The 21,921-nt window shown below is 73.6% G+C and carries 15 protein-coding genes; 6 read left to right on the top strand and 9 right to left on the bottom strand.

Going from position 1 to position 21,921, the window contains the following annotated elements; genetic code table 11:
* Nucleotides 1-6 precede the first annotated feature (6 nt).
* The 3 genes from E6R62_RS14595 to E6R62_RS14585 are packed head-to-tail and all read right to left on the bottom strand — an operon-like array spanning nucleotide 7 to nucleotide 4,177.
* Nucleotides 7-1,605 carry an acyl-CoA carboxylase subunit beta gene (locus E6R62_RS14595; RefSeq protein ID WP_136213827.1) on the bottom strand — a complete coding sequence of 533 codons (1,599 nt, stop codon included), beginning with the start codon at nucleotides 1,603-1,605 and terminating at the stop codon, nucleotides 7-9.
* Entirely contained in the window at nucleotides 1,602-3,365 is a 1,764-nt protein-coding gene (locus E6R62_RS14590) for an acyclic terpene utilization AtuA family protein (RefSeq protein ID WP_136213826.1), read from the bottom strand. Before E6R62_RS14590 ends, E6R62_RS14595 begins: the two co-directional genes overlap by 4 nt.
* Nucleotides 3,362-4,177, bottom strand: a complete 816-nt coding sequence (locus tag E6R62_RS14585; protein WP_136213825.1) for a TIGR03084 family metal-binding protein — start codon at nucleotides 4,175-4,177, stop codon at nucleotides 3,362-3,364. Before E6R62_RS14585 ends, E6R62_RS14590 begins: the two co-directional genes overlap by 4 nt.
* A gap of 350 nt (nucleotides 4,178-4,527) precedes the next feature.
* Between E6R62_RS14585 and E6R62_RS14580 the strand changes: the two genes are divergently transcribed.
* Entirely contained in the window at nucleotides 4,528-6,150 is a 1,623-nt protein-coding gene (locus tag E6R62_RS14580) for an alpha/beta fold hydrolase (RefSeq protein WP_136213824.1), read from the top strand.
* Nucleotides 6,151-6,160: 10 nt separating this feature from the next.
* On the opposite strand, the gene E6R62_RS14575 is transcribed toward E6R62_RS14580, so the two are convergent.
* Both E6R62_RS14575 and E6R62_RS14570 read right to left on the bottom strand, forming a co-directional pair.
* Complete coding sequence (locus E6R62_RS14575; RefSeq protein WP_136213823.1) at nucleotides 6,161-7,156, bottom strand: DMT family transporter; 996 nt, start codon at nucleotides 7,154-7,156, stop codon at nucleotides 6,161-6,163.
* Between the two features lie 76 nt (nucleotides 7,157-7,232).
* Nucleotides 7,233-9,890: an FAD-binding and (Fe-S)-binding domain-containing protein gene (locus tag E6R62_RS14570; RefSeq protein ID WP_240801672.1), complete on the bottom strand. Its 2,658-nt coding sequence runs from the start codon at nucleotides 9,888-9,890 to the stop codon at nucleotides 7,233-7,235.
* Between the two features lie 175 nt (nucleotides 9,891-10,065).
* On the opposite strand from E6R62_RS14570, the gene serC reads away from it, so the two are divergent.
* Nucleotides 10,066-11,187, top strand: a complete 1,122-nt coding sequence (gene serC, locus E6R62_RS14565; RefSeq protein WP_136213821.1) for a phosphoserine transaminase — start codon at nucleotides 10,066-10,068, stop codon at nucleotides 11,185-11,187.
* 177 nt (nucleotides 11,188-11,364) lie between these two features.
* The gene (locus E6R62_RS14560; protein ID WP_136213820.1) at nucleotides 11,365-14,511 is read left to right on the top strand and encodes a sacsin N-terminal ATP-binding-like domain-containing protein; all 3,147 of its coding nucleotides are present in this window, start codon (nucleotides 11,365-11,367) and stop codon (nucleotides 14,509-14,511) included.
* A 51-nt stretch (nucleotides 14,512-14,562) separates the two neighbouring features.
* Here the strand turns inward: E6R62_RS14560 and E6R62_RS14555 are convergent, their stop codons facing one another.
* A complete protein-coding gene (locus E6R62_RS14555; protein WP_168714049.1) occupies nucleotides 14,563-15,834 on the bottom strand; it encodes a helix-turn-helix transcriptional regulator in 1,272 nt (423 codons plus the stop codon).
* Nucleotides 15,835-16,107: 273 nt separating this feature from the next.
* Here E6R62_RS14555 and E6R62_RS14550 point away from each other — a divergent pair, with 273 nt between their 5' ends.
* Nucleotides 16,108-16,491, top strand: a complete 384-nt coding sequence (locus tag E6R62_RS14550) for a hypothetical protein (protein ID WP_136213818.1) — start codon at nucleotides 16,108-16,110, stop codon at nucleotides 16,489-16,491.
* A gap of 43 nt (nucleotides 16,492-16,534) precedes the next feature.
* Here E6R62_RS14550 and E6R62_RS14545 read toward each other — a convergent pair whose 3' ends face one another.
* Both E6R62_RS14545 and E6R62_RS14540 read right to left on the bottom strand, forming a co-directional pair.
* Entirely contained in the window at nucleotides 16,535-19,015 is a 2,481-nt protein-coding gene (locus E6R62_RS14545) for an HAD-IC family P-type ATPase (RefSeq protein ID WP_136213817.1), read from the bottom strand.
* A 132-nt stretch (nucleotides 19,016-19,147) separates the two neighbouring features.
* Entirely contained in the window at nucleotides 19,148-19,432 is a 285-nt protein-coding gene (locus E6R62_RS14540; protein WP_136213816.1) for a DUF2530 domain-containing protein, read from the bottom strand.
* Between the two features lie 184 nt (nucleotides 19,433-19,616).
* On the opposite strand from E6R62_RS14540, the gene E6R62_RS14535 reads away from it, so the two are divergent.
* Nucleotides 19,617-21,044, top strand: a complete 1,428-nt coding sequence (locus tag E6R62_RS14535) for an NCS2 family permease (RefSeq protein WP_136213815.1) — start codon at nucleotides 19,617-19,619, stop codon at nucleotides 21,042-21,044.
* 9 nt (nucleotides 21,045-21,053) lie between these two features.
* Here E6R62_RS14535 and E6R62_RS14530 read toward each other — a convergent pair whose 3' ends face one another.
* Nucleotides 21,054-21,236: a hypothetical protein gene (locus E6R62_RS14530; protein WP_030156886.1), complete on the bottom strand. Its 183-nt coding sequence runs from the start codon at nucleotides 21,234-21,236 to the stop codon at nucleotides 21,054-21,056.
* A gap of 157 nt (nucleotides 21,237-21,393) precedes the next feature.
* On the opposite strand from E6R62_RS14530, the gene E6R62_RS14525 reads away from it, so the two are divergent.
* Entirely contained in the window at nucleotides 21,394-21,831 is a 438-nt protein-coding gene (locus E6R62_RS14525) for a MarR family winged helix-turn-helix transcriptional regulator (RefSeq protein WP_136213814.1), read from the top strand.
* Nucleotides 21,832-21,921 lie beyond the last annotated feature (90 nt).

Below are 21,921 nucleotides of genomic sequence, written 5' to 3'. Positions count from 1 at the left end.
GCGGGCTCACATCCGGAAGACGCCGAAGCCGCCACGGGCGCCCTCGACGGGGGCGTTGTGGACGGCCGACAGGCACAGGCCGAGGACGGTGCGGGTGTCGCGCGGGTCGATGACCCCGTCGTCGTACAACCGCCCCGACAGGAACATGGGCAGGGACTCGGACTCGATCTGCGCCTCCACGAAGGCGCGCATCCCGGCGTCGGCCTCCTCGTCGTAGGGCTGCCCCTTGGCGGCGGCGGACTGGCGGGCCACGATCGAGAGGACCCCGGCCAGTTGCGCGGGTCCCATGACGGCGGACTTGGCGCTGGGCCACGCGAAGAGGAACCGCGGCTCGTAGGCCCGGCCGCACATGCCGTAGTGGCCGGCGCCGTAGCTGGCCCCGATGAGGACGGACAGGTGCGGGACCCGGGAGTTGGAGACCGCGTTGATCATCATCGAGCCGTGTTTGACGATGCCGCCCTGCTCGTATTCCTTGCCGACCATGTAGCCGGTGGTGTTGTGGAGGAACAGCAACGGGATGTCGCGCTGGTTGGCGAGCTGGATGAACTGGGCGGCCTTCTGCGACTCGGCGCTGAACAGGACCCCCTGGGCGTTGGCGAGGATGCCGATCGGATGGCCGTGGAGGGTGGCCCAGCCGGTGACCAGGCTCGTGCCGTAGAGGGGCTTGAACTCGTCGAAGTCGGAGGCGTCGACGATGCGGGCGATGACCTCGCGGGGGTCGAAGGGGGTCTTCAGGTCCTCGGGGACGATGCCGAGGAGTTCCTCGGGGTCGTACAGCGGCTCCCGGGCGGGCGGCGGGTCCTGGTGGGGCTTGCGGTGGTTGAGCCGGGCGACGATCCGTCGGGCCTGGCGGATGGCGTCGTGCTCGTCGAGGGCGTAGTGGTCGGCGAGGCCGGACGTGCGGGCGTGCATGTCGGCGCCGCCGAGGGACTCGTCGTCGCTCTCCTCCCCGGTGGCCATCTTGACCAGGGGCGGACCGCCGAGGAACACCTTCGAACGGTCCTTGATCATGACGGTGTGGTCGGACATCCCGGGGATGTAGGCCCCTCCGGCGGTGGAGTTGCCGAAGACGACCGCGACCGTGGGGATGCCGTCGGCCGACAGCCGGGTGATGTCGCGGAAGACCGCGCCGCCCGGGATGAAGATCTCCTTCTGGGAGGGCAGGTCGGCGCCGCCGGATTCGACGAGGCTGACGCAGGGCAGCCGGTTCTGCCGGGCGATCTCGTTGGCCCGCAGGGCCTTCTTGAGGGTCCAGGGGTTGCTGGCGCCGCCGCGGACGGTGGGGTCGTTGGCGGTGATCAGGCACTCGACGCCTTCGACGGTGCCGATGCCGGTGACCATCGAGGCGCCGACGGGGTAGTCGCTGCCCCAGGCCGCGAGCGGGGACAGTTCGAGGAACGGCGTGTCGGGGTCCAGGAGCAGCTCGACGCGTTGGCGGGCCAGGAGCTTGCCGCGGCCCAGATGGCGGGCGGTGTACTTCTCGCCACCGCCGCGCAGGGCACCCTCGTGGGCCGCGTCCAGTTCCGCGAGGCGGTCCAGGGCGGCGGCGCGCGCGGCGGTGTGCTCGGGGGTGTTCGGGTCGACGGTCGTGGTCAGACGGGTCATGGGCCGGTCCCCTCCGGGGCGGACAGCAGGTGGTCCGGGATGTCGAGGTGGCGGGCGCGCAGCCATTCGCCGAGCGCCTTGCCCTGGGGGTCGAAGCGGTGGGCGGCGGCGACGCCGTCGCCGAGGATGCCGGTGATGGTGAAGTTGAGGGCGCGCAGGTGCGGCAGGACGTGCCGGGTGACGGGCAGGTCGGCGGTCTCGGGCAGCAGCACCCGGAACACCTCGGTGGTCAGCGTGCGCCGCAGCCACGCCCAGGCGTCGTCGCTCTCGACCCAGACCCCGATGTTGGCGTCCCCGCCCTTGTCGCCGCTCCGCGCGCCGGCCACCCGCCCGAGCGGCGCCCTGGTGGTGGGCCCGTCCCCCACCCCCGGCTCAGGCGTAGCGGTCCCGGCCGGCGCGGGCGTGGCCGGCGCGGGCGCGGAAGGGGTGGGCGCGGAAGGGGTGGGCGCGGAAGGGGCCGAGGGGGGCGCGGGCGGGACGCGCATGCGGGTCCCGTCGGGGAGGACGGCCGTGTGGGGGACCTCCGTCGCCGGTACGGAGTCCGACGTGAAGACCCCGTACGGCTGGGCCGGGCCCGGCGGGGCCGTGACGTGGAAGCCGGGGTAACTGGCCAGCGCCAGTTCGATCGCCGCCGAGGTCAGCGACCGCCCCACCCGATCCGGGGAGGCGTCCCGCACCACCAGGCGCAACAGCGCGCTCGCCGTCTCCTGCGTCGGCGCGTCCTCGTGGTCCGTGCGGGACAGGGTCCACTCCACGACGGCCGGCTCCCGCAGCGCGTCGGCCAGTTGCGCCCGGACCAGCGCGGCCTTCTCCTCGATGTCGAGGCCGGTCAGTACGAACACCACCTCGTTGCGCCAGCCCCCGATCCGGGTCACCCCCACCTTGAGGGTGTCCGGCGGCGGTTCCCCGAGGACCCCGGAGATCCGTACCCGGTCCGGGCCGGCCGGCTCCAGCCGGACGGTGTCCAGGCGGGCCGTCACGTCAGGGCCGGGGTACCGGGCGCCGTGGGTCTCGTAGAGGAGCTGCGCGGTGACCGTGCCGGGCGTGACCGCCCCGCCCGTCCCCGGGTGCTTCGTGATCACCGACGAGCCGTCCTCGAAGACCTCCGCGAGCGGGAACCCGGGCCGGACCACGTCGTGCCGGGCGAAGAAGGAGTAGTTGCCGCCGGTGGCCTGCGTCCCGCATTCCAGGACGTGCCCGGCGACCACCGCCCCCGCCAGCCGGTCGTGGTCATCGGGCGCCCAGTCGAACCACCAGGCGGCCGGCCCGCTGACCAGTGCCGCGTCCGTGACCCTGCCGGTGACGACCACGTCCGCGCCCGCCCGGAGGCAGGCCGCGATCCCCGCCCCGCCCAGGTAGGCGTTGGCCGTCAGGGCGTCACCGTGCCTCGACGCGTACGGCGTCAGGTCGTCGCCCTCGACGTGCGCCACGGACACGGGGACGCCCGTCTTCGCGGCGAGCTCGCGGATCGCGCCGGCCAGTCCGGCCGGGTTGAGACCGCCGGCGTTGGTGACGATCCGTACGCCCCGCTCGTGTGCGAGGCCCAGGTTCTCCTCCAGTTGGCGCAGGAAGGTCTTCGCGTAGCCGAGGTCCGGGTTCTTCAAGCGGTCGCGGCCGAGGATCAGCATGGTCAGCTCGGCCAGGTAGTCCCCGGTCAGCACGTCCAGCGGGCCGCCCGTCAGCATCTCGCGCACCGCGTCGAGGCGGTCCCCGTAGAAGCCGGAGGCGTTGCCGATCCGCAGGGGGCGGCGTCCGGTCACCGGGAGCCCTCCGCGTCGGCCGCCGAGGGTGCGCGGTCGGCTCCCGGCGGGCCCGCGAAGGCCTGGGCGATGTCCAGCCAGCGGTCGGCGTCGGGGCCGGTCGCCGTCAGGGCCAGGTCGGCGCGGTGGGCGCGCCGGGTCACCAGCAGGCAGAAGTCCAGCGCCGGCCCCGTGATCCGCTGACCGGCGTCTTCCGGGCCGAACAGCCACGTTCCCGCGCCGTCCGGGGCGAGCAGTTCCACCCGGAACGGCTCTCCCGGCACCGGCAGGCCCCGTACCGCGTACGCGTAGTCCCGGGCCCGCACGCCGATCCGTGCGACGTGCCGGAGCCGGGCCGTCGGGGTGCGTCGTACGCCGAGGGCGTCCGCGACGTCCTGCCCGTGCGCCCAGGTCTCCATCAGCCGGGCGCTCGCCATCGACGCGGCCTTCATCGGAGGCCCGTACCAGGGGAAACGCGCCCCGGGGTCGGCCGCGGCGAGGGCCTCGTCGAGCGCGGCCCGTCCCTCCCGCCACCGGGCCAGCAACTCGGCGGGGTCCAGCAGCGCCCCCTCGTCGGCGCCCTCGTCCACGAAGGTGTCGGGGGACTTCGTCGCCTCCTCGGCCATGACCGCGAAGCCCTCGGCGTCGGTGAGGGCGAGCAGCGAGGCGCGGTCGGTCCAGTGCAGGTGGGCGATCTGGTGGGCGATGGTCCAGCCGGCGGCGGGCGTGGGCCTCGCCCACGCGTCCTTCGGCAACTCGCCTACCAACGCGTCCAGTTCGCCTCCCTCCGCGTGGAGATCGGCGAAGACGGCGACAGCGGACGGATCGGGCACGGTGCGCTCCCCTTCTCGGCGTGGGGGGAAGCCTGGCAGGGGTGCGCAAAACAATCAAGCATGCTTGCATGATTTGCGCGGCGGCTGTCGCGTTCCCGCCAGGCGCACAACTGCACGCCGGGGGAGGCGAATTGGCGCGCCGGTGGTCCCGGCATGGGCAACCGCTGCCGAGCTCCGCCCGTCGACACCGGGGCGATTTCGGCCGTACGCCGGAAAACCGCGGAAGGTCTGCGATGTCGCGCCGATACTGAATCCCCCGCCGGCAGCCGCGGCGCGTGCGCGCGGCGCGGAGCGCGGACATCCGTTCCTGTCATGGCACGTGAGGCACTCGACGAAGAGGACGAACCGACGTGACGTACGCGAACCCAGCCGCCTTCTCCCTCTACCCCGAGCTCGACGCCACCGCCCTGACCGCCTTCGTCACCGCCCTGGAAACCGGCGACGTCACGGGGCTGTCCCCGGCCCGCGCCGCCGATGCGACCGAGGCGCGGGCGCTCGTCGTGTTCAGCCGCGGCAAGGTCACCGGCGCCGGCGGCGCGCTGCTCGACGCCGCCCTGTGGCGGCACACCGGGCCGCAGCCCCGCCCGGTGATCGTGATGCCCTCGCCGTGGACGGACGTCGGCTGGCTCGCGTACGCCGTGCAGGCCGGCCTGTTCGCCGTGCGCGGGTACGACGTGCTCGCCTACACCGCGCGCGGGTTCGGCGCCTCCGAGGGACAGGTCGAGGTCGCCGGCCCGCTCGACGTCGCCGACGGCAGTCGGGCCCTGGACCACCTCATCGAGCGCACCGCGGGGCCCGTCACGAAGATCGGCTTCCTCGGGGACTCGTACGGCTCCGGCATCGGCCAGCTCGTCGCCGCGCACGACTCCCGCGTGGACGCGGTCGTGGCGATGAGCACCTGGGGCGACCTGGGCGAGGCGTTCCTGGAGAACTCCACCCGCCACGTCGGCGCCGTACAGGCACTGCTGGGCGCCGCGGCGCGGGCCCGGCTCAGCCCGCAGACGGAGGCCGTCTTCGAGAACGTCCTGGCCAACCGCGACATCGAGGGCACTCTGCGCTGGGCCGAGCCCCGCTCGCCGTTCACCCACGTCAAGGAACTCAACCGCCGCCGGGTTCCGGTGCTGTTCGCACAGGCCTGGCACGAGACGCTCTTCCCGGGCAACCAGACCGTGAGGATGTTCAACGAACTCACCGGCCCCAAGCGCCTCGACCTCTCCATCGGCGACCACTCGGGCCCCGAGATGCCGGGCATGCTCGGCCTGCCGAACCGGATCTGGACCGACGCGCACCGCTGGTTCGACCACCATCTCAGGGGCATCGACAACGGCATCGCCGCCGAGGGGCAGGTGGTCGCCGAGGTGATGTGGGGCAAGGCGCTCGAAGCGAGCCCCACCTGGCACGCCCTGACCGGGCGCGTCCACCGGGTACACCTGACGGGCGACGGCGAACTGGCCGAGAAGCCCGAGGCGGGCTGGGCCGCGACCGTCGTGTGCGGGATGGACACGCCGGCGACCGTCGCCGACGAGATCGTCCGCTCCGGCTACGCGGAGATCGCCGGTCTGCCGAAGGCCTATCCGACCGACGACATCGACCGCTCGGTGGCCGCGGTCTGGGCCGGCGCGCCCGAGGAGGCGGGCCTGCGCCTGCGCGGCACGCCCCGACTGCGGGTGACGTACCGGGCCGCGAACCCGGGCTCCGGTTTCGTCGCGTACCTCCTGGACACGGCGCCCGACGGGACGGCCCACATCATCACGCACGCCCCGTTCAGCGACCTCGACTCGGCGCCGGACAGTCTGATCAGCGCGGACATCGACCTCCAGGCGACGGCGTACGACGTGCCGCGCGGCCACCGCGTCCTGCTGGTCATCGACGCCCGCGACCCGTTCTACGCGGACCCCAACCTGCCGCGCGCCACGCTCTCCTTCACCTCACCGGAGCGGACGCCCTCGTACCTGGACCTGCCGCTGGGCTGAGGCCGCCGGTCTACGAGGCCGGGGCGGCGGACGGGCCGCCGGGCGGGGCGGCGGGCGGGGCGGCGGTCTGGGAGCGGACCGCGCCCATGCTCGCCGCGATGACCAGGGCGATCGCGAGGGCGTCCGCCACGGACATGCCCTGGTGCAGGACCAGGAAGCCGGCGCTCGCCGCGATGGCCGGCTCCAGGCTCATCAGGATCGCGAAGGTCGGGGCGGGCAACCGGCGCAGGGCCAGCAGTTCCAGCGTGTACGGCAGGACGGAGGACATGACGGCCACGCCCAGCCCCAGCGCCAGGGTGCTCGGGACGACGAGGTCGGAACCGGCCTCGACCACCCCGAGCGGCAGGGAGATGACCGCGGCCACCGCCATCGCCAGGGCCAGGCCGTCCGCCTGCGGGAAGCGGCGGCCCGTCCGCGCGCTGAAGACGATGTACGCCGCCCACATCGCGCCCGCCCCGACCGCGAAAGCGGCGCCCAGCGAGTCGAGCCCGCCGAAGCCGCCCTCGCCGTGGCCGGCGAGCAGGGCCACCCCGGCCAGGGCCAGGCCGGCCCACAGCAGGTTCACCAGCCGCCGGGAGACGATCACGGACAGGGCGAGCGGACCGAGGACCTCCAGGGTCACCGCTGGTCCGAGCGGGATGCGGTCGATGGCCTGGTAGAAGAGGCCGTTCATGCCGGCCATCGTCACGCCGAACCAGAACACGGTGCTCCAGTCGGCCCGCGCGTAGCCGCGCACCTTGGGCCGGCACACCAGCAACAGCACCAGTGCCGCCGCCGCGAGCCGCAGGGTGACCACGCCCGCGGCGCCCGTCCGGGGCATCACCATGACGGCGAGGGCGGCGCCGAACTGCACCGAGATCCCCGCCGAGACCACCAGCGCGACCGGCCCGAACCGCGCCCGGGCACCGGTGGCGGACGGCGCCGCGTCGCGGGGCGCGCCGTCGAGGGACGCGGGCACGGTGCCGGGAGCCGAGGGAGCCGAGGGAGCCGAAGAGGACGGGGTCATTCCACCAGGCTAAGGGGTGGGTAACGGGTGCGGTGCCATGCTTCGCCTTACATTGCGCACACCCCCGTAACCCCCGCTAAAGACCCTCCGCGAGGACCTCCGCGAGGTGCCGGGCGCCACGACCCTCGCCGAGCTGGGCGATCTGGGTCCGGCAGGAGAAGCCGTCGGCCAGGAACAGGGCCTCCGGGGGCGCCGCCCGCAGCGACGGCAGGAGCTGCTCCTCCGCGCAGGCCACCGACACCTCGTAATGGCCCGGCTCGAAGCCGAAGTCGCCCGCCAGGCCGCAGCAACCGCCACTGAGCCCGCCGGTGAGCCCGGCCCGCTCGCGCAGCCGGCGGTCGGCCGCGTCCCCGAGTACGGCGTGCTGGTGGCAGTGGGTCTGACCCGCCACCGGCCGGTCCAGGCGCGGCGGGCGCCACCGAGGGGCGTACTCCTCCAAGGCCTCGGCGAAGGTGCGTACGGCCGCGGCGAGGCGCGGGGCGCGCGGGTCCTCGGGCAGCAACGCCGGCAGGTCGGTGCGCAGGGACGCCGCGCAGCTCGGTTCGAGCACCACCACCGGGCCGTCCGGCTCCCCCAGCGTGTCGAGGGCGCGGGTGAGGACCGTCCGGGCGCGGTCCCGGCGGCCGGTGGAGAGGTACGTCAGGCCGCAGCAGACCCGGCCGGGCGGCAGGGACACCCCCAGCCCGGCCGCCGCCAGGACCCGGACCGCCGCCCGGCCGGTCACCGGCGACAGGTACTCGGTGAAGGTGTCCGGCCACAGGGTGACCTCCGTACCGCCGGGGACCGGCGCGTAGGGGTGCGGCCCCGAGCGACGCCACCACCGGGTGAACGACTCCCGGGCCGGCGGCGGCAGCGGACGGCGCCGGTCCAGCCCCGGCACGCGCAGCCGCCGGGCGGCGACGCCGACCGGGCCCGCCGCCCGCAGCGCGTCGATCAGCCGCAGCCACCGCGGCAGCCCGCCCAGCGTGTAGTGGGACAACGGGCGGACCCGGCCCGCCCAGTGGCGCTCCAGGAACTGGGACTTGTAGGTGGCCATGTCCACGCCTACCGGGCAGTCGCTGCGGCACCCCTTGCAGGCCAGGCACAGGTCCAGGGCCCGCGCGACCTCCTTCGACCGCCAGCCGTCCGTCACGATCTCCCCGGCCAGCATCTCGTGCAGCAGCCGTGCCCGCCCGCGGGTGGAGTGCCGCTCCTCGCCCGTGACCCGGTACGAGGGACACATCACCTCCGCGCCGACCGGCTCGGTGCCCCGGCACTTGGCGACACCGACGCAGCGGGTCACCTCCCCCGCGAACGGCGTCGCGGGCAGCACCGCGAAGCGCAGGTTCTCGTCCAGGCGCGCCGGGCGGACCAGCATCCCGGGGTTCATGCCGCCCGCCGGGTCCCACACGTCCTTGTAGGCGCGGAACAGGTCCAAGACCCGCGGGCCGTACATCCTGGGCAGCAGTTCGGCACGCGCCTGCCCGTCGCCGTGCTCTCCCGAGAGGGAGCCGCCGTGGGAGACGACGAGGTCCGCCATGGCCGAGGAGAAGGCGCGGAAGCGGGCCACGCCGGCCGCCGACACGAGGTCGAAATCGATCCGTACGTGGACGCAGCCCTCGCCGAAGTGCCCGTACGGGGAACCGTGCAGCCCGTGCTCCGCCAGCAGTGCCCGGAACTCCCTCAGGTACGTGCCCAGCCGCGCCGGCGGCACGGCGCAGTCCTCCCAGCCGGGCCAGGCCATCTCCCCGGTCGGCAGCCGGGTCGCCGTGCCCGCCGCGTCGTCGCGGACGCGCCACAGGGCCCGCTGCCCCGCAGGGTCGGTGACCAGCGACGCGTCCACGGCGTCGGCGGCCCGCACCAGCGCGCGGGCCGCGCCCTCGTCCCACGTCTCGACGAACAGCCACGCGCCGCCCCGCGGCAGCTCCCGCGCCGCCGGGCCGACCAGGTCCCGGGCCATGCCCTCCACCGTCAGCGGCCCGCCACCGGGCCCCGTCCGGGCGGTACCCCCGGTGACCAGTTCCGCCGCCGCGTCGGCCGCCGCGCTCTCGTCCGCGTACCCGAGGACCGCGAGCACCGGCGCGCGCGGCGCCTCCACCAGGCGCACCACCGCCTCCGTCACCACCCCGAGCGTGCCCTCGCTGCCGCAGAACGCGCGCGCCAACCCCACCCCGTGCTCGGGCAGCAGCGCGTCCAGGCCCCCGTAGCCGGAGATGCGGCGGGAAAAGCCCCCGGCCATGCCCGTGCGCAGGACGGCCAGGTTCCCGGACACCAGCTCGCGCAGGCCCCGCGGTGCGCCCGCCCAGCCCGTGCCGATCCGGTGGAAGGTGCCCCCGTAGGCGGTCACCGCCAGCTCCGTCACGTTGTCGGCGGTGGTGCCCCACGCCACCGAGTGGGCCCCGCACGCGTTGTTGCCGATCATCCCGCCCAGGGTGCAGCGGGAGTGGGTGGAGGGGTCGGGCCCGAAGGTCAGCCCGTGCGGGCGCGCCGCGTCCCGCAGCCGGTCCAGCACCAGACCGGGCTGGACGACGGCGGTCCGGGCCGCGTGGTCCAGGGCCACCAGGGCGTTCATGTGGCGGGTGAGGTCGAGCACCACCCCGGTGCCCGTGGCCTGGCCCGCGATGGAGGTGCCGCCGCCGCGCGGCACGACCGGGACCCCGGCCTCGGCACACGCCCGCAGGGCCACCGCCACGTCCTCGGCGTCGCGCGGGGCGACGACGCCGACCGGGACGCGCCGGTAGTTCGAGGCGTCCATGGTCACCAGCGCCCGCGCGGCGGCGCCGAAGTCCACGTCCCCGCGCAAGTTCGCCCGCAATGTCCGTTCGAGTTCCCCGGATGCCGTCACGACGTCCACCCTGCCACCGCGGCCGTTCGTCTCACCGGGTGGACGCGCTCCCGAAACGGCGACCGGGACCCGATACGCTCCGCTCGTGGCTGAGATCCAGATTCCCGCTGACATCAAGCCCGCCGACGGACGCTTCGGCGCGGGCCCCTCCAAGGTGCGGACCGAGGCGCTCGACGCCCTCGCCGCCACCGGTACCTCCCTGCTCGGAACCTCACACCGCCAGGCCCCGGTCAAGAACCTGGTCGGCTCGGTGCGCCAGGGACTCCGGGACCTCTTCTCCCTGCCCGAGGGCTACGAGGTGATCCTGGGCAACGGCGGCTCCACCGCCTTCTGGGACATCGCGACGGCCGGTCTCATCGAGAAGAAGTCGCAGCACCTCACCTTCGGTGAGTTCTCCTCCAAGTTCGCGACCGCCGCGAAGCTCGCGCCGTGGCTGGACGCGCCCTCCGTGATCTCCTCCGAGCCGGGCACCCACCCCGAGCCGGTCGCCGAGGCGGGCGTGGACGTGTACGCGTACACCCACAACGAGACCTCGACGGGTGTCGCGGCGCCGATCAAGCGCGTCGCGGGCGCCGACGCCGGTTCCCTCGTCCTGGTGGACGCCACCTCGGGCGCCGGCGGTCTGCCGGTGGACATCACCGAGACCGACGTCTACTACTTCGCCCCGCAGAAGTCCTTCGCCTCCGACGGCGGCCTGTGGCTGGCGGCGTTCTCCCCGGCGGCCCTGGAGCGCGCGGCCCGCGTCCACGCGTCCGGCAGCCGGCACATCCCCGAGTTCTTCTCGCTGCCCACCGCGATCGACAACTCGCTGAAGAACCAGACGTACAACACCCCGGCGCTGGCCACCCTCTTCCTGCTGGACCGGCAGTTGGAGTGGATGAACGGCCAGGGCGGCCTGGAGTTCACCACCGGCCGCACCGCCGCCAGCGCCCGCCACCTGTACGGCTGGGCCGAGGCGTCGAAGTACGCCACCCCGTTCGTCGCGGAGCCCGCCAAGCGCTCGTCCGTCATCGGCACGATCGACTTCTCCGACGACATCGACGCCGCCGCCGTCGCCAAGGTCCTGCGCGCCAACGGCATCGTGGACACCGAGCCCTACCGCAAGCTCGGCCGCAACCAGTTGCGCGTCGCGATGTTCCCGGCGATCGACCCGGCGGACGTGCAGGCGCTCACCGCCTGCGTCGACTACGTGATCGAGAAGCTGTAGCGCGAAGGTCCGTACGACGGGGCCCCCGGTGCCGCCCGGCGCCGGGGGCCCCGTCGTTCCCCCCGCGGGTGGTGTTCGCGCACCTCACCGGCCGGGAGGCCGCCCGCACGCGATACCTTCATGAGGTCCGGGGCCGAGCGCCCCGGTGCGGGTCCACAGATACTTGGAGGCAGCGGCGTGAGCGTGCGAGTGACGGCGGCCCAGGGCGGCGTGGACCCCTTCGGTACGGCCAGGTTGCGGCGCGGGGTGCTCGACGCGTGGGGCGCGGGCCCGGCCCGGTTCCGCGAGGACGCCAACGCCGAGGAGGACCTGGCGCTGGGCGGCTACCGCGACCGCCTCGTGGTCGAACTGGCCCAGAACGCCGCCGACGCGGCCGCCCGCGCCGGGGTACCGGGACGCCTGCGGCTCACCCTGCACCCCGGTGACGACGAACACGCCCACGCGGTGCTCGCCGTCGCCAACACCGGTGCCCCGTTGGACGCGGCGGGCGTCGAATCGCTGTCGACGCTACGGGCCTCCGCGAAGCGGGAGCCGGCCGGTTCCGGGGGTTCCGGCGGTTCCGGTGGTTCCGCCGAGACCGTGGGCCGCTTCGGCGTCGGCTTCGCGGCGGTCCTCGCCGTCACCGACGAGCCCGCCGTACTCGGCCGCCACGGCGGCGTCCGCTGGTCCCTGGCCGAGGCCCGCGAACTGGCCCGTGAGGCCGCGGGCGGCAGCCCCGGCCTCGGGGACGAGCTGCGCCGGCGCGACGGCCACGTCCCGCTGCTGCGCCTGCCGTTGCCCGCCGAGGGCACCGCCCCCCAGGGCTACGACACCGTCGTGGTCCTCCCGCTGCGCGACGCCGCCGCCGAGGAACTGGTGGAGCGGCTGCTGGCCGGGATCGACGACGCCCTGCTCCTGACCCTGCCCGGGCTGCGCGAGGTCGTTGTGGAGACCCCGGCCGCCGGGCACCGGGTGCTGTACCGGCGCGCCGAGGGCCCGTACACCGTCATCGAGGATTCCGCTTCCGGTACGCACCGCTGGCGCACCGTCCGCCACAGCGGCCCCATCGAGCCCGCCCTGCTCGCCGACCGGCCCGTGGAGGAGCGGCTGCGCCCCTTCTGGACGGTCACCTGGGCGGTGCCCGCCGACATCGAAGGCGCGCCCCTCTACCCGCGCACCGCCCCCGTCATCCACGCCCCGACCCCGACCGACGAGCCGCTGGGCATCCCCGCCCTGCTCATCGCCTCGCTGCCACTGGACACCAGCCGCCGCCATCCCGCGCCCGGACCGCTGACCGACTTCCTCGTGGAGCGCGCCGCCGACGCCTACGCCGAACTCCTGGGCGCCTGGGAGCCGGTGAGCACCGACGTGGTGGATCTCGTACCCGGCCCGCTCGGCAAGAGCGAGCTCGACGGGGCCCTGCGCGGCGCCGTCCTGCGGCGGCTGCCCCGGACGGCGTTCCTCGCGCCCGCCGCGCCCTCCGAGGAGCTGAAGGCGCTGCGCCCCTTCGAGGCGGAGGTGGTCGAGGGCGCGGGCGTCGACACGGTACGGGTCCTGGCGGAGGTACTGCCGACCCTGCTCCCGGCCGGGCTGGAGCGCCGCCCCGAGCTGCGCCACCTGGGTGTGGGCCGGCTTCCGTTGGGCGAGGCCATCGAGCGGATCGCGGGCATCGAGCGCACCCCCGAGTGGTGGCACCGGCTCTACGACAGCCTCGCCGGGGTCGACCCGGACCGGCTCTCCGGCCTGCCCGTGCCGCTCGCCGACGGCAGGACCGCGATCGGACCGCGCCACATCCTGCTCCCCGGCGCCGACACCCCCGCGGGGCTGGCCCGCCTCGGCCTCAAGGTGGCGCACCCCGAGGCCGCCCACCCGCTGCTGGAGAAGCTGGGCGCCCTGCCCGCGACCCCGCGCGCGGTCCTGACGACCCCGCAGGTCCGGGCGGCGGTGGCGGCCTCGCTGGACGCGGGTGAGATCTGGGACGAGGACGCGCCGGACCCCGACGAACTGGCCGAGATGGTCCTGACGCTGGTCCGGGACGCCGGTCTGGAGCCCGGTGACGAGCCGTGGCTGGGCGCCCTCGCCCTCCCCGACGAGGACGGCGAACCGACCCCGGCGGGCGAGCTGCTGCTGCCCGGGTCCCCACTGGCCTCGGTGATCCGCGAGGACGAGATCCCGTACGTCGACGCCGGGTTCGCCGAACGGTGGGACGCCGAAACCCTCGCCGCCGTCGGCGTGCTGGGCACCTTCCAGCTGGTCCGCGCCACCGACGTGGTCCTCGATCCCGACGAACTGGAGCCGCGCGAGGGCGACTTCGCCGAACCGGACGACGCGGGCCTGCTGGACGCCGTCGACGTGTGGTGCGAGGACCTCCTCGACCAGCTCCCGGACACCCCCCTGCCGCCGGTGGCCACCGAACTGATCGGCGTACGGGACCTGGACCTCGTCGACGACGACCGCTGGCCCCAGGCCCTGGCCATGCTCGCGCAGCCCCCGCTGCGGGACGCGCTGACCCAGCCCGTACGGGTCCTGCTCCCCGACGGCACCACCCGTTCCGTGCGCCCGTACACCGCCTGGTGGCTGCGCGACCACCCCGTGCTCGACGGCCGCCGCCCGGCCGGTCTGCGCGCGGCCGGCGGCGACCCGCTGCTGTCCGGCCTGTACACGCCCGCCGACGCCACCGGCTTCGAGGACGAGCAGGTGCTGCGGGCGCTGGGCGTACGGACCACCGTGCACGCCCTGCTGGACGAGCCCGGCGGCGCGGCCGAGCTCCTGGGCCGTCTCGCCGACCCCGCCCGCGAGGTGTCGGACCGCCAGCTCCACGCCCTCTACGGGGCGCTGGCCGAGCTGGACCCCGAGCAGGTCACCCTCCCGGACGACCTGCGGGCGGTGGTGGACGGGGAGGTCCGGGTCGTGGACGCGGCCGACGCGGTGATCGCCGACGCCCCCGACCTGCTGCCCCTGACGGCGGGCCTGCCCCTGCTGCCGGTCGCCCCGGCGCTGGCCGCCGACCTCGCGGAGCTGCTCCAGGTCCGTCGTCTGTCGGACACCGTGCCGGCGGAGGTCACCACACCGGGCGAGGAGCACGAGGTCCCGGAGGCGGTACGCGTACTGCTGGGGCCCGCCACGCCGAGGACGTACGTCGAGCACGGGGAACTCGTGGCGGGCGGCGTCGAACTGGACTGGCGGCGCACCCCGGACGGCACCCTCCACGCCGCCACCCTGGAGGGCGTCGCGGCCGGTCTCGCCTGGTCGGCGGGCCAGTGGCCGCGCCGTTTCGAGGTCGCGGCCCTGCTGGAGGACCCCTCGCGCACGGCGGAACTGGCCCGCGACCGCTGGTTCGACTAGCCGACCCCCAGGCGCCCCCCTCGGCGGAAGACCACCGTCGGAGGGGGCCGCTCAGCGGAAGACCACCGCGGCCGCTCCCCACTGGGACGTGGTGGTCCCGGTCGCGGCGCACATCTGGTCCGCCGGGACGACCCGGTACGCCGCGGACAGCCGGTAGGACGACAGCCTGAGGACGGGCAGCGCGGTCCACTCGGCGGTGAAGACCGGGGCGGTGCCGCTGTTGGAGCCGACCGCGCCCACCACGAGGTCCCCGGCGGCGCAATCGAGCCGCGTCGAGGAGGTGCTGAAGGCGGTCTGGCCGGATTCACCGTGCGCCTGCGCGTACCCGACGGCCCGGCTGATCCCGCTGAACTCGTCCACCGCCACGTGGTACTTGCTCGCGTGCGGGTACTTCACCCTGATCGAGTCGGCCGTGGTGAGCGGACGGACATGGAAGGCGGCGAGGACCAGCGTCCGGTGCAGCCGCGCGTCGGTCTCGTCGGCCACGATCCGGAAGGCGTTCCCCCGGGTGTCGGTCACCGTGACCGGGCCCGGGCAGGTGGCGGTCAGCATCATCGTGACGACGAGCGCGTCCCCCGCGGTGACCGCGTTGGTGACCGGCAGTACCACGTCGGTACCGCCGAGGATCTGCTGGTCGGCGGCGGCCCGCGCCACCCAGGCGGCCGGCTCGTTCCCGGTCCGGGGGCCCGCGTCGGCGGCCACCGCCGAGGAGGGCGCCGGATTGGCCGTCGGCGGCGGACAGGGCTGCTCCTCCACCGGGAACCCCACTTTGACGCCGGCCGGCCCCCCGGCGGGGTCCACGCCGGCCAGGCCCTCCATGGCGCCGACACCGACGCAGACGCCGAGGAGCAGGCTCGCGGCATGCGCGAGCACCCGCTGCCGGGAGGGGCCGCGCCGAGGTCCCCGTACGGTCTCCGACGCCCCTTCCTCGGACCCGCCGCCCGCGGGGTCCCCGACCGCCGGGGCCGCGTCGGCTTCCGTCGGCGCCGCGTTCGCCCGCGCGGGCATCGCGTCGGACGCCTCCGAGGGGCCCCCGGCCCGCGCACCGGCGTCCGCCGCCAGCCGGAGCCCCGTCCACGCCCGCTTCCACCCCGGCAGCGCGGCCTCGTCCACCCCCAGGGCCCGCAGCAGGGCCAGGACCCGGTCCCACGGCGGCAGCGACGGCCGCTCCTCGCGCAGGGCGTGCGCGATGGTCGTCCGGGGCAGGCCGGTGCGCCGCTGCAACTCGCGCAACGACAGCCCCTCCACCGCCTTGAGCGCCCTCAACGCCCCGACGAACTCCGCGACCGACTCCGGCCTCCACGGCCCTTCCCGTTCCGGCATCGCCACGACTCCCCCGCTGGTCCCCCTGGGCCGGCCCGTCCGAAGGTGTCCCACGGCGGCCGGGTGGCCGGAGCCTACGAGGGTCCCGGCCCTCCCCGTAACGGCTCGACCGGCCAACTCCGCCGCGTCCGGCGGACCGTCCCGTCCGGGACCGTCCGGGCTTGTCCCAGCACGTCGAACGGCCTTGTCGGACACCGGCGCCGCTGCCGATGGTTGGCCCCATCGCCGGACCCGGTGGACGGGCCCGGCAGCCGACATCCGACAGGAGAACCCATGAAGTTCACGCTCGGGCGCCGCGGCGCCATGGCCGGTGCGGTCGCGGCGCTGACCGTAGGCGCGCTGGCCACGGGGATCACCACCGCCTCCGCCACCAGCGGGTGGACCCGCCTGTCCACCTCGCACGGCGTGGGCGTCTACGGCAACCACACCTCGACGGCGGGCAAGGTCACCTCGGACCTCTTCAACGGGGACTACATCGACATCCTGTGCTGGAAGCGCGGCGAGAACATCGCCAACCAGGGCAACGTCTGGTACTACATCGACAACGAATGGCACGCGAGCGGCTGGTACGGCAACAGCGCCGGCTGGGTGTACGCGCCGTACGCGGACGACTCCAACGCATGGCGCACCGGCATGAACGAGTGCAACTTCGGCTGAGCCGGCCCCCTCGCCCGCCGGTTCCCGGCCAGGTCCTGTCGACCTAGGCCGGGAACTTCCGGCCGACCCAGCGGAAGGCGAACTCGATCAGCACGGAGGCGGCGGCCGCGACGGCGACCGCCGTCCACGGCACGACCGTGCCCTCCAGCCGGAGCTGGAAGAACTCCTGGAGCCACGGCACGACCAGGACCAGGAGGAACGCCCCGCCCATCGCCCCGACCAGGGCGATCCGCCACCACGTGTACGGGCGGGCGATGATCACCAGCACCCACATCGAGGTCAGGAACAGCGTCAGCGTCGCGGCGCTGGTCTCGGCCTCCAGGCTGCCCGCGCCGGTGTAGTGGTGCCGGGCGAGCAGGTACGTCACGAAGGTGGCGACCGCGGCGATCACCCCGCCCGGGATCGCGTACCGCATCACCCGTTTCACGAAGTGCGGCTGCGCCCGCTCCTTGTTGGGGGCGAGCGCGAGGAAGAACGCGGGTATGCCGATCGTGAGCGTCGACAGCAGCGTCAGGTGGCGCGGCAGGAACGGGTACTCCACCTGGGCGCAGACCACGAGGATCGCCAACAGCACCGAGTAGACGGTCTTCACGAGGAAGAGCGTGGCCACGCGGGTGATGTTGCCGATGACCCGGCGACCCTCGGCGACCACCGACGGCAGGGTGGCGAAGCTGTTGTTCAGCAGCACGATCTGGGCGACGGCGCGGGTGGCCTCCGAGCCGGAGCCCATGCTCACCCCGATGTCCGCGTCCTTGAGGGCGAGCACGTCGTTGACGCCGTCGCCGGTCATGGCGACCGTGTGCCCCCTGGACTGGAGCGCGGCGACCATGTCCCGCTTCTGCCCCGGGGTGACCCGGCCGAAGACCGCGCGGCCGTCCAGCGCCTCGGCCATGTCCGCCTTCGTGTCCGGCAGCTCGCGCGCGTCGACCGTGTTCTGGGCTCCGGCCAGGCCGAGCTTCGCGGCCACCGCGCCGACGGAGACGGCGTTGTCCCCGGAGATGACCTTGGTCTTGACACCCTGGTCCTCGAAGTAGCGCAGCGTTTCGGCGGCGTCGGGGCGCAGCCGCTGCTCCAGGACCACCAGGGCGGTGGGCCTGACCCCGTCGGCCACGGCCGGGTCGTCCAGTTCGCGGGCGGAGCGGGCCAGGAGGAGGACCCGTAGCCCTTGTCGGTTGAGCGCCTCGATCTCCTCCAGGGCCGGGTCCCCCGGGGACAACAGCACGTCGGGGGCGCCCAGCAGCCAGGTGTTGTTCTCGCCGTCGCCCTCACTGAAGCTGGCGCCGCTGTACTTGCGGGCGGAGGAGAACGGCAGCGATTCGGTGCAGCGCCACTCCGCGTTGTCGGGGTAGGCGTCGATGACGGCCTGGAGGCTGGCGTTGGGGCGCGGGTCGGACTCCCCCAGCGCGCCGAGCACCTTCTCGACGTACCTCGCGTCCTCGCCGCCGAGCGGGCGCAGTTCGGTGACGTCCATGCCGCCTTCGGTGAGGGTGCCGGTCTTGTCGAGGCAGACGACGTCGACGCGGGCGAGACCTTCGATGGCGGGCAGTTCCTGGACGAGGCACTGCCGGCGGCCGAGCCGGACGACACCGATGGCGAAGGCGACGGACGTCAGCAGGACGAGCCCTTCGGGGATCATCGGCACGATCCCGCCGACGGTCCGGGCGATGGAGTCCTTGAGGTCGGAGTCCTTGACGACGAGCTGGCTGAGGACGAGGCCGATCGAGGTCGGGATCATCATCCAGGTGACGTACTTCAGGATGGTGGAGATGCCGGTGCGCAGTTCGGAGTGGACGAGCGTGAAGCGGGAGGCCTCTTCGGCGAGCTGGGCGGCGTAGGCCGCGCGGCCGACTTTGCCGGCGGTGAACGCGCCGCCGCCGGCGACCACGAAGGAGCCGGACATGACCTGGTCGCCGGGCTTCTTGAGCACCGGGTCGGCCTCACCGGTGAGCAGGGACTCGTCGATCTCCAGGCCTTCGGCCTCGCCCAGGGTCCCGTCGACGACGACCTTGTCGCCGGGCCCGAGTTCGATGACGTCGCCGAGGACGATCTCGGAGGTGGAGATCTCGGCGGTCCTGCCGTCGCGGCGGACGCTGGGTTTGGCCTCGCCGATGACGGCGAGGCCGTCGAGGGTCTTCTTGGCGCGCAGTTCCTGGATGATGCCGATGCCGGTGTTCGCGATGATCACGAAGCCGAAGAGGCTGTCCTGGATCGGCGCGACGAACAGCATGATCAGCCACAGGACGCCGATGATGGCGTTGAAGCGGGTGAAGACGTTCGCGCGGACGATCTCGGAGGTGGAGCGCGAGGAGCGTACGGGCACGTCGTTGACGTCGCCGCGGGCCACACGTTCGGCGACCTCCGCCGTGCTCAGACCGCCCGGCTTGAACCGCGGCGCGGGTGGGCGCATCGGGTGGACCGGGTCCAGTTCCGCCCCCGCGTCGATGGCCATTCCGAGGGCGGCCGCGCCTTCGCCGCCGCCGCCCGGCTCCGGTCCGTCGCTATCGGTCTTCGCCCGCTGCGTCATGCTTTCGACGGTAAAGGGCGTTCGAACGGTCCACCCCTTGAGCGGGCGGAAGATCCGACTTCGGGATGACCCGAATCGTCCCTTGGTATCCCGGGCGGACAGAGCGCCGTCGGGCCGCCTCCGGGGCCGCCGTCAGCCCTCGTGCCGCGGCCCGGCGCCCTCCGCGGCCTGCTGCTCCTTGTGCCGCTTGATCGCCGCCTCGCGGCCCCGGGCGTACCAGATGCCGAACAGGCCGAGCGCCGCGCCGGCCGCCGGGGTCCAGACCCACCACAGCATGCCCCGGTCGGCGAACCACCCGTAGAAGGGGAGCTGAACGAGGAAAAGGACGAACCAGATGATCGTGCCGCCGACGACGGTCGCGACGACGGGGCCCTCCAGGGGCTCGGGGGCCTCGTGCTGTGCGGTCCATTTCGCCATGCGGCCAGTCTAGGCGGGCGGGTGCGGACGGCGGCGGAGAGGCCATACCGGTGGGCCGCCGGGTGGCTCCGGCGTGGTCTACGCGCGGAGATGGACGGCCCTTCCCTCATGTGTTCATACTGAAACGGTTTGCCTGCGACCGGTTTTATTCGTATGAATAACCAAATGACCCTTTGAGGACCGCATGAGCACCTCGGCACCCGCCGCGGCCCCCACGAACGCCACGGACCGCTACTTCAAGATCTCCGAGCGCGGTTCGACCGTCGCCCGCGAGGTCCGGGGCGGCTTCGCGACCTTCTTCGCGATGGCCTACATCATCGTGCTGAACCCGATCATCCTCGGCAGCGCGAAGGACATGTACGGCCACCAGCTCAACGGCGGCCAGCTGGTCACCGCCACCGTCCTGACGGCCGCGTTCTCCACCCTCCTCATGGGCGTCATCGGCAACGTCCCGATCGCGCTCGCGGCCGGGCTCGGCGTCAACACCGTCGTCGCCCTCCAGCTCGCGCCCCGGATGAGCTGGCCCGACGCCATGGGCATGGTCGTCCTCGCGGGCTTCGTGGTGATGCTGCTGGTCGCCACCGGCCTGCGCGAGCGGGTCATGAACGCCGTCCCGCTGGGCCTGCGCAAGGGCATCGCGATCGGCATCGGCCTGTTCATCATGCTGATCGGCCTCGTCGACTCGGGCTTCGTCTCGCGCATCCCCGACCTCGCGCACACCACGGTGCCCCTCCAGCTCGGCGCCGGCGGCCACCTGCACGGCTGGCCCGTACTGATCTTCGCGCTCGGCGTGCTGCTCACGCTGACCCTGCTGATCCGCAAGACGCCCGGCGCCATCCTGATCTCCATCGTGGCCATGACCGTGCTCGCGGTCGTCGTCCAGCTGGTCACCGACCTTCCGGCCTCGGCCTGGGGCCTGACCGTGCCGCAGTGGCCGGGCAACCCGGTGGCCGCACCCGACTTCGGGCTCGTCGGCCAGGTCAGCCCGTTCGGCGGCTTCGGCAAGGTCGGCTTCCTCACCGGCGTCCTGTTCGTCTTCACCGTGCTGCTGTCCTGCTTCTTCGACGCGATGGGCACCATCCTCGGCGTCGGCGACGAGGCCAAGCTGACGAAGCCGGACGGCACCTTCCCCGGGATCAACCGGGTCCTGCTCGTCGACGGCCTGGCCGTCGCCTCGGGCGGCGCCACCTCCTCCTCGGCCACCACCTGCTTCGTGGAGTCCACGGCCGGCGTCGGCGAGGGGGCACGCACGGGCCTGGCCAACGTGGTGACCGGCGCCCTGTTCACCGTCTCGCTCTTCCTCACGCCGCTGGCGACGATGGTCCCCTCCCAGGCGGCGACGCCCGCCCTGGTGGCGGTGGGCTTCCTGATCCTGGCCGGCTCGGTCAGGGACATCGACTGGAGCGACTTCACCATCGCCGTCCCCGCCTTCCTGGCGATGGTGATGATGCCCTTCACCTACTCGATCACCAACGGCATCGGCATCGGTTTCATCAGCTTCTGCACCCTGCGCCTGACGACCGGCCGGGCCCGCGGCGTCCCGGTGGCCATGTGGGTGGTGGCGGCCGTGTTCGTCTTCTACTACGCGATGCCGGCCCTCGGCCTGACGTAGGCACCGGGCTCAGGTGAGCCCGTAGAACTTCTCCGTCTCGTCGACGGCCGCCTTGAAGCGCTCGTCGAAGTCATCGCGAATGAGCGTCCGGACCACGTAGTCCTGGACGCTCATTCCGCGTTTGGCGGCATGAGTCCGGAGGCGGTCGAGCAGCTCCCCGTCTATGCGCATGCTCAGCACATGAGTCCCCATGCCGCAAAGGGTCGGGGCACCGCCCCGGGACGCGCGTCGCTTTTCGCAAGCGACTCACCCGGACGAGTGACGAAGCCCGTCCGCTGTCCGACGGTGTGACGTGTGACGCCCGGAAACCGGTGTTCCTTAGAGAGGGTAATGAGTTATTCTAAGGAACATGCACGACCTTTCCCATGGCGTCGACGCCGCCGCCGTGAACGACCTCCGCTCGGCCGTCATGCGGCTGGGCCGCCGACTCAAGCACCAGCGCGTCGACGAGTCGCTGAGCCCGACCGAGATGTCGGTGCTGGGCACCCTCGCCCGCTGCGGTCAGGCCACCCCCGGCGAGCTGGCGCGGCGCGAGCACGTCCAGCCGCCCTCGATGACCCGCATCGTCGCGCTGCTGGAGGCCAAGGGACTGGTACGGCTGGAGCCGCACCCGGACGACCGCCGCCAGAAGGTGGTCAGCCAGACGGAGGAAGCCGAGGCGATGCTCGAAGAGAGCCGTCGCAAGCGCAACGCCTTCCTGGCCGGGCTCGCGGCCGAGCTCACCGAGGACGAATGGGCCAAGCTGCGTGCCGCGGCGCCCGTCCTGGAGAAGCTCGCGCACTTGTAACCGTCCGACGCCAGGAGGCGAACGCTTTTGAGTACGGGAACCGGAGCAGACTCCGCACCCGGCCACACATCCACCACTACGCGACCCGCG

This window comes from Streptomyces sp. A1136 (assembly GCF_004795055.1).
Classification (GTDB): domain Bacteria; phylum Actinomycetota; class Actinomycetes; order Streptomycetales; family Streptomycetaceae; genus Streptomyces.
The sequence above is the reverse complement of the archived record's forward strand: the minus strand, read 5'-3'. Positions and strand labels throughout refer to the sequence as shown.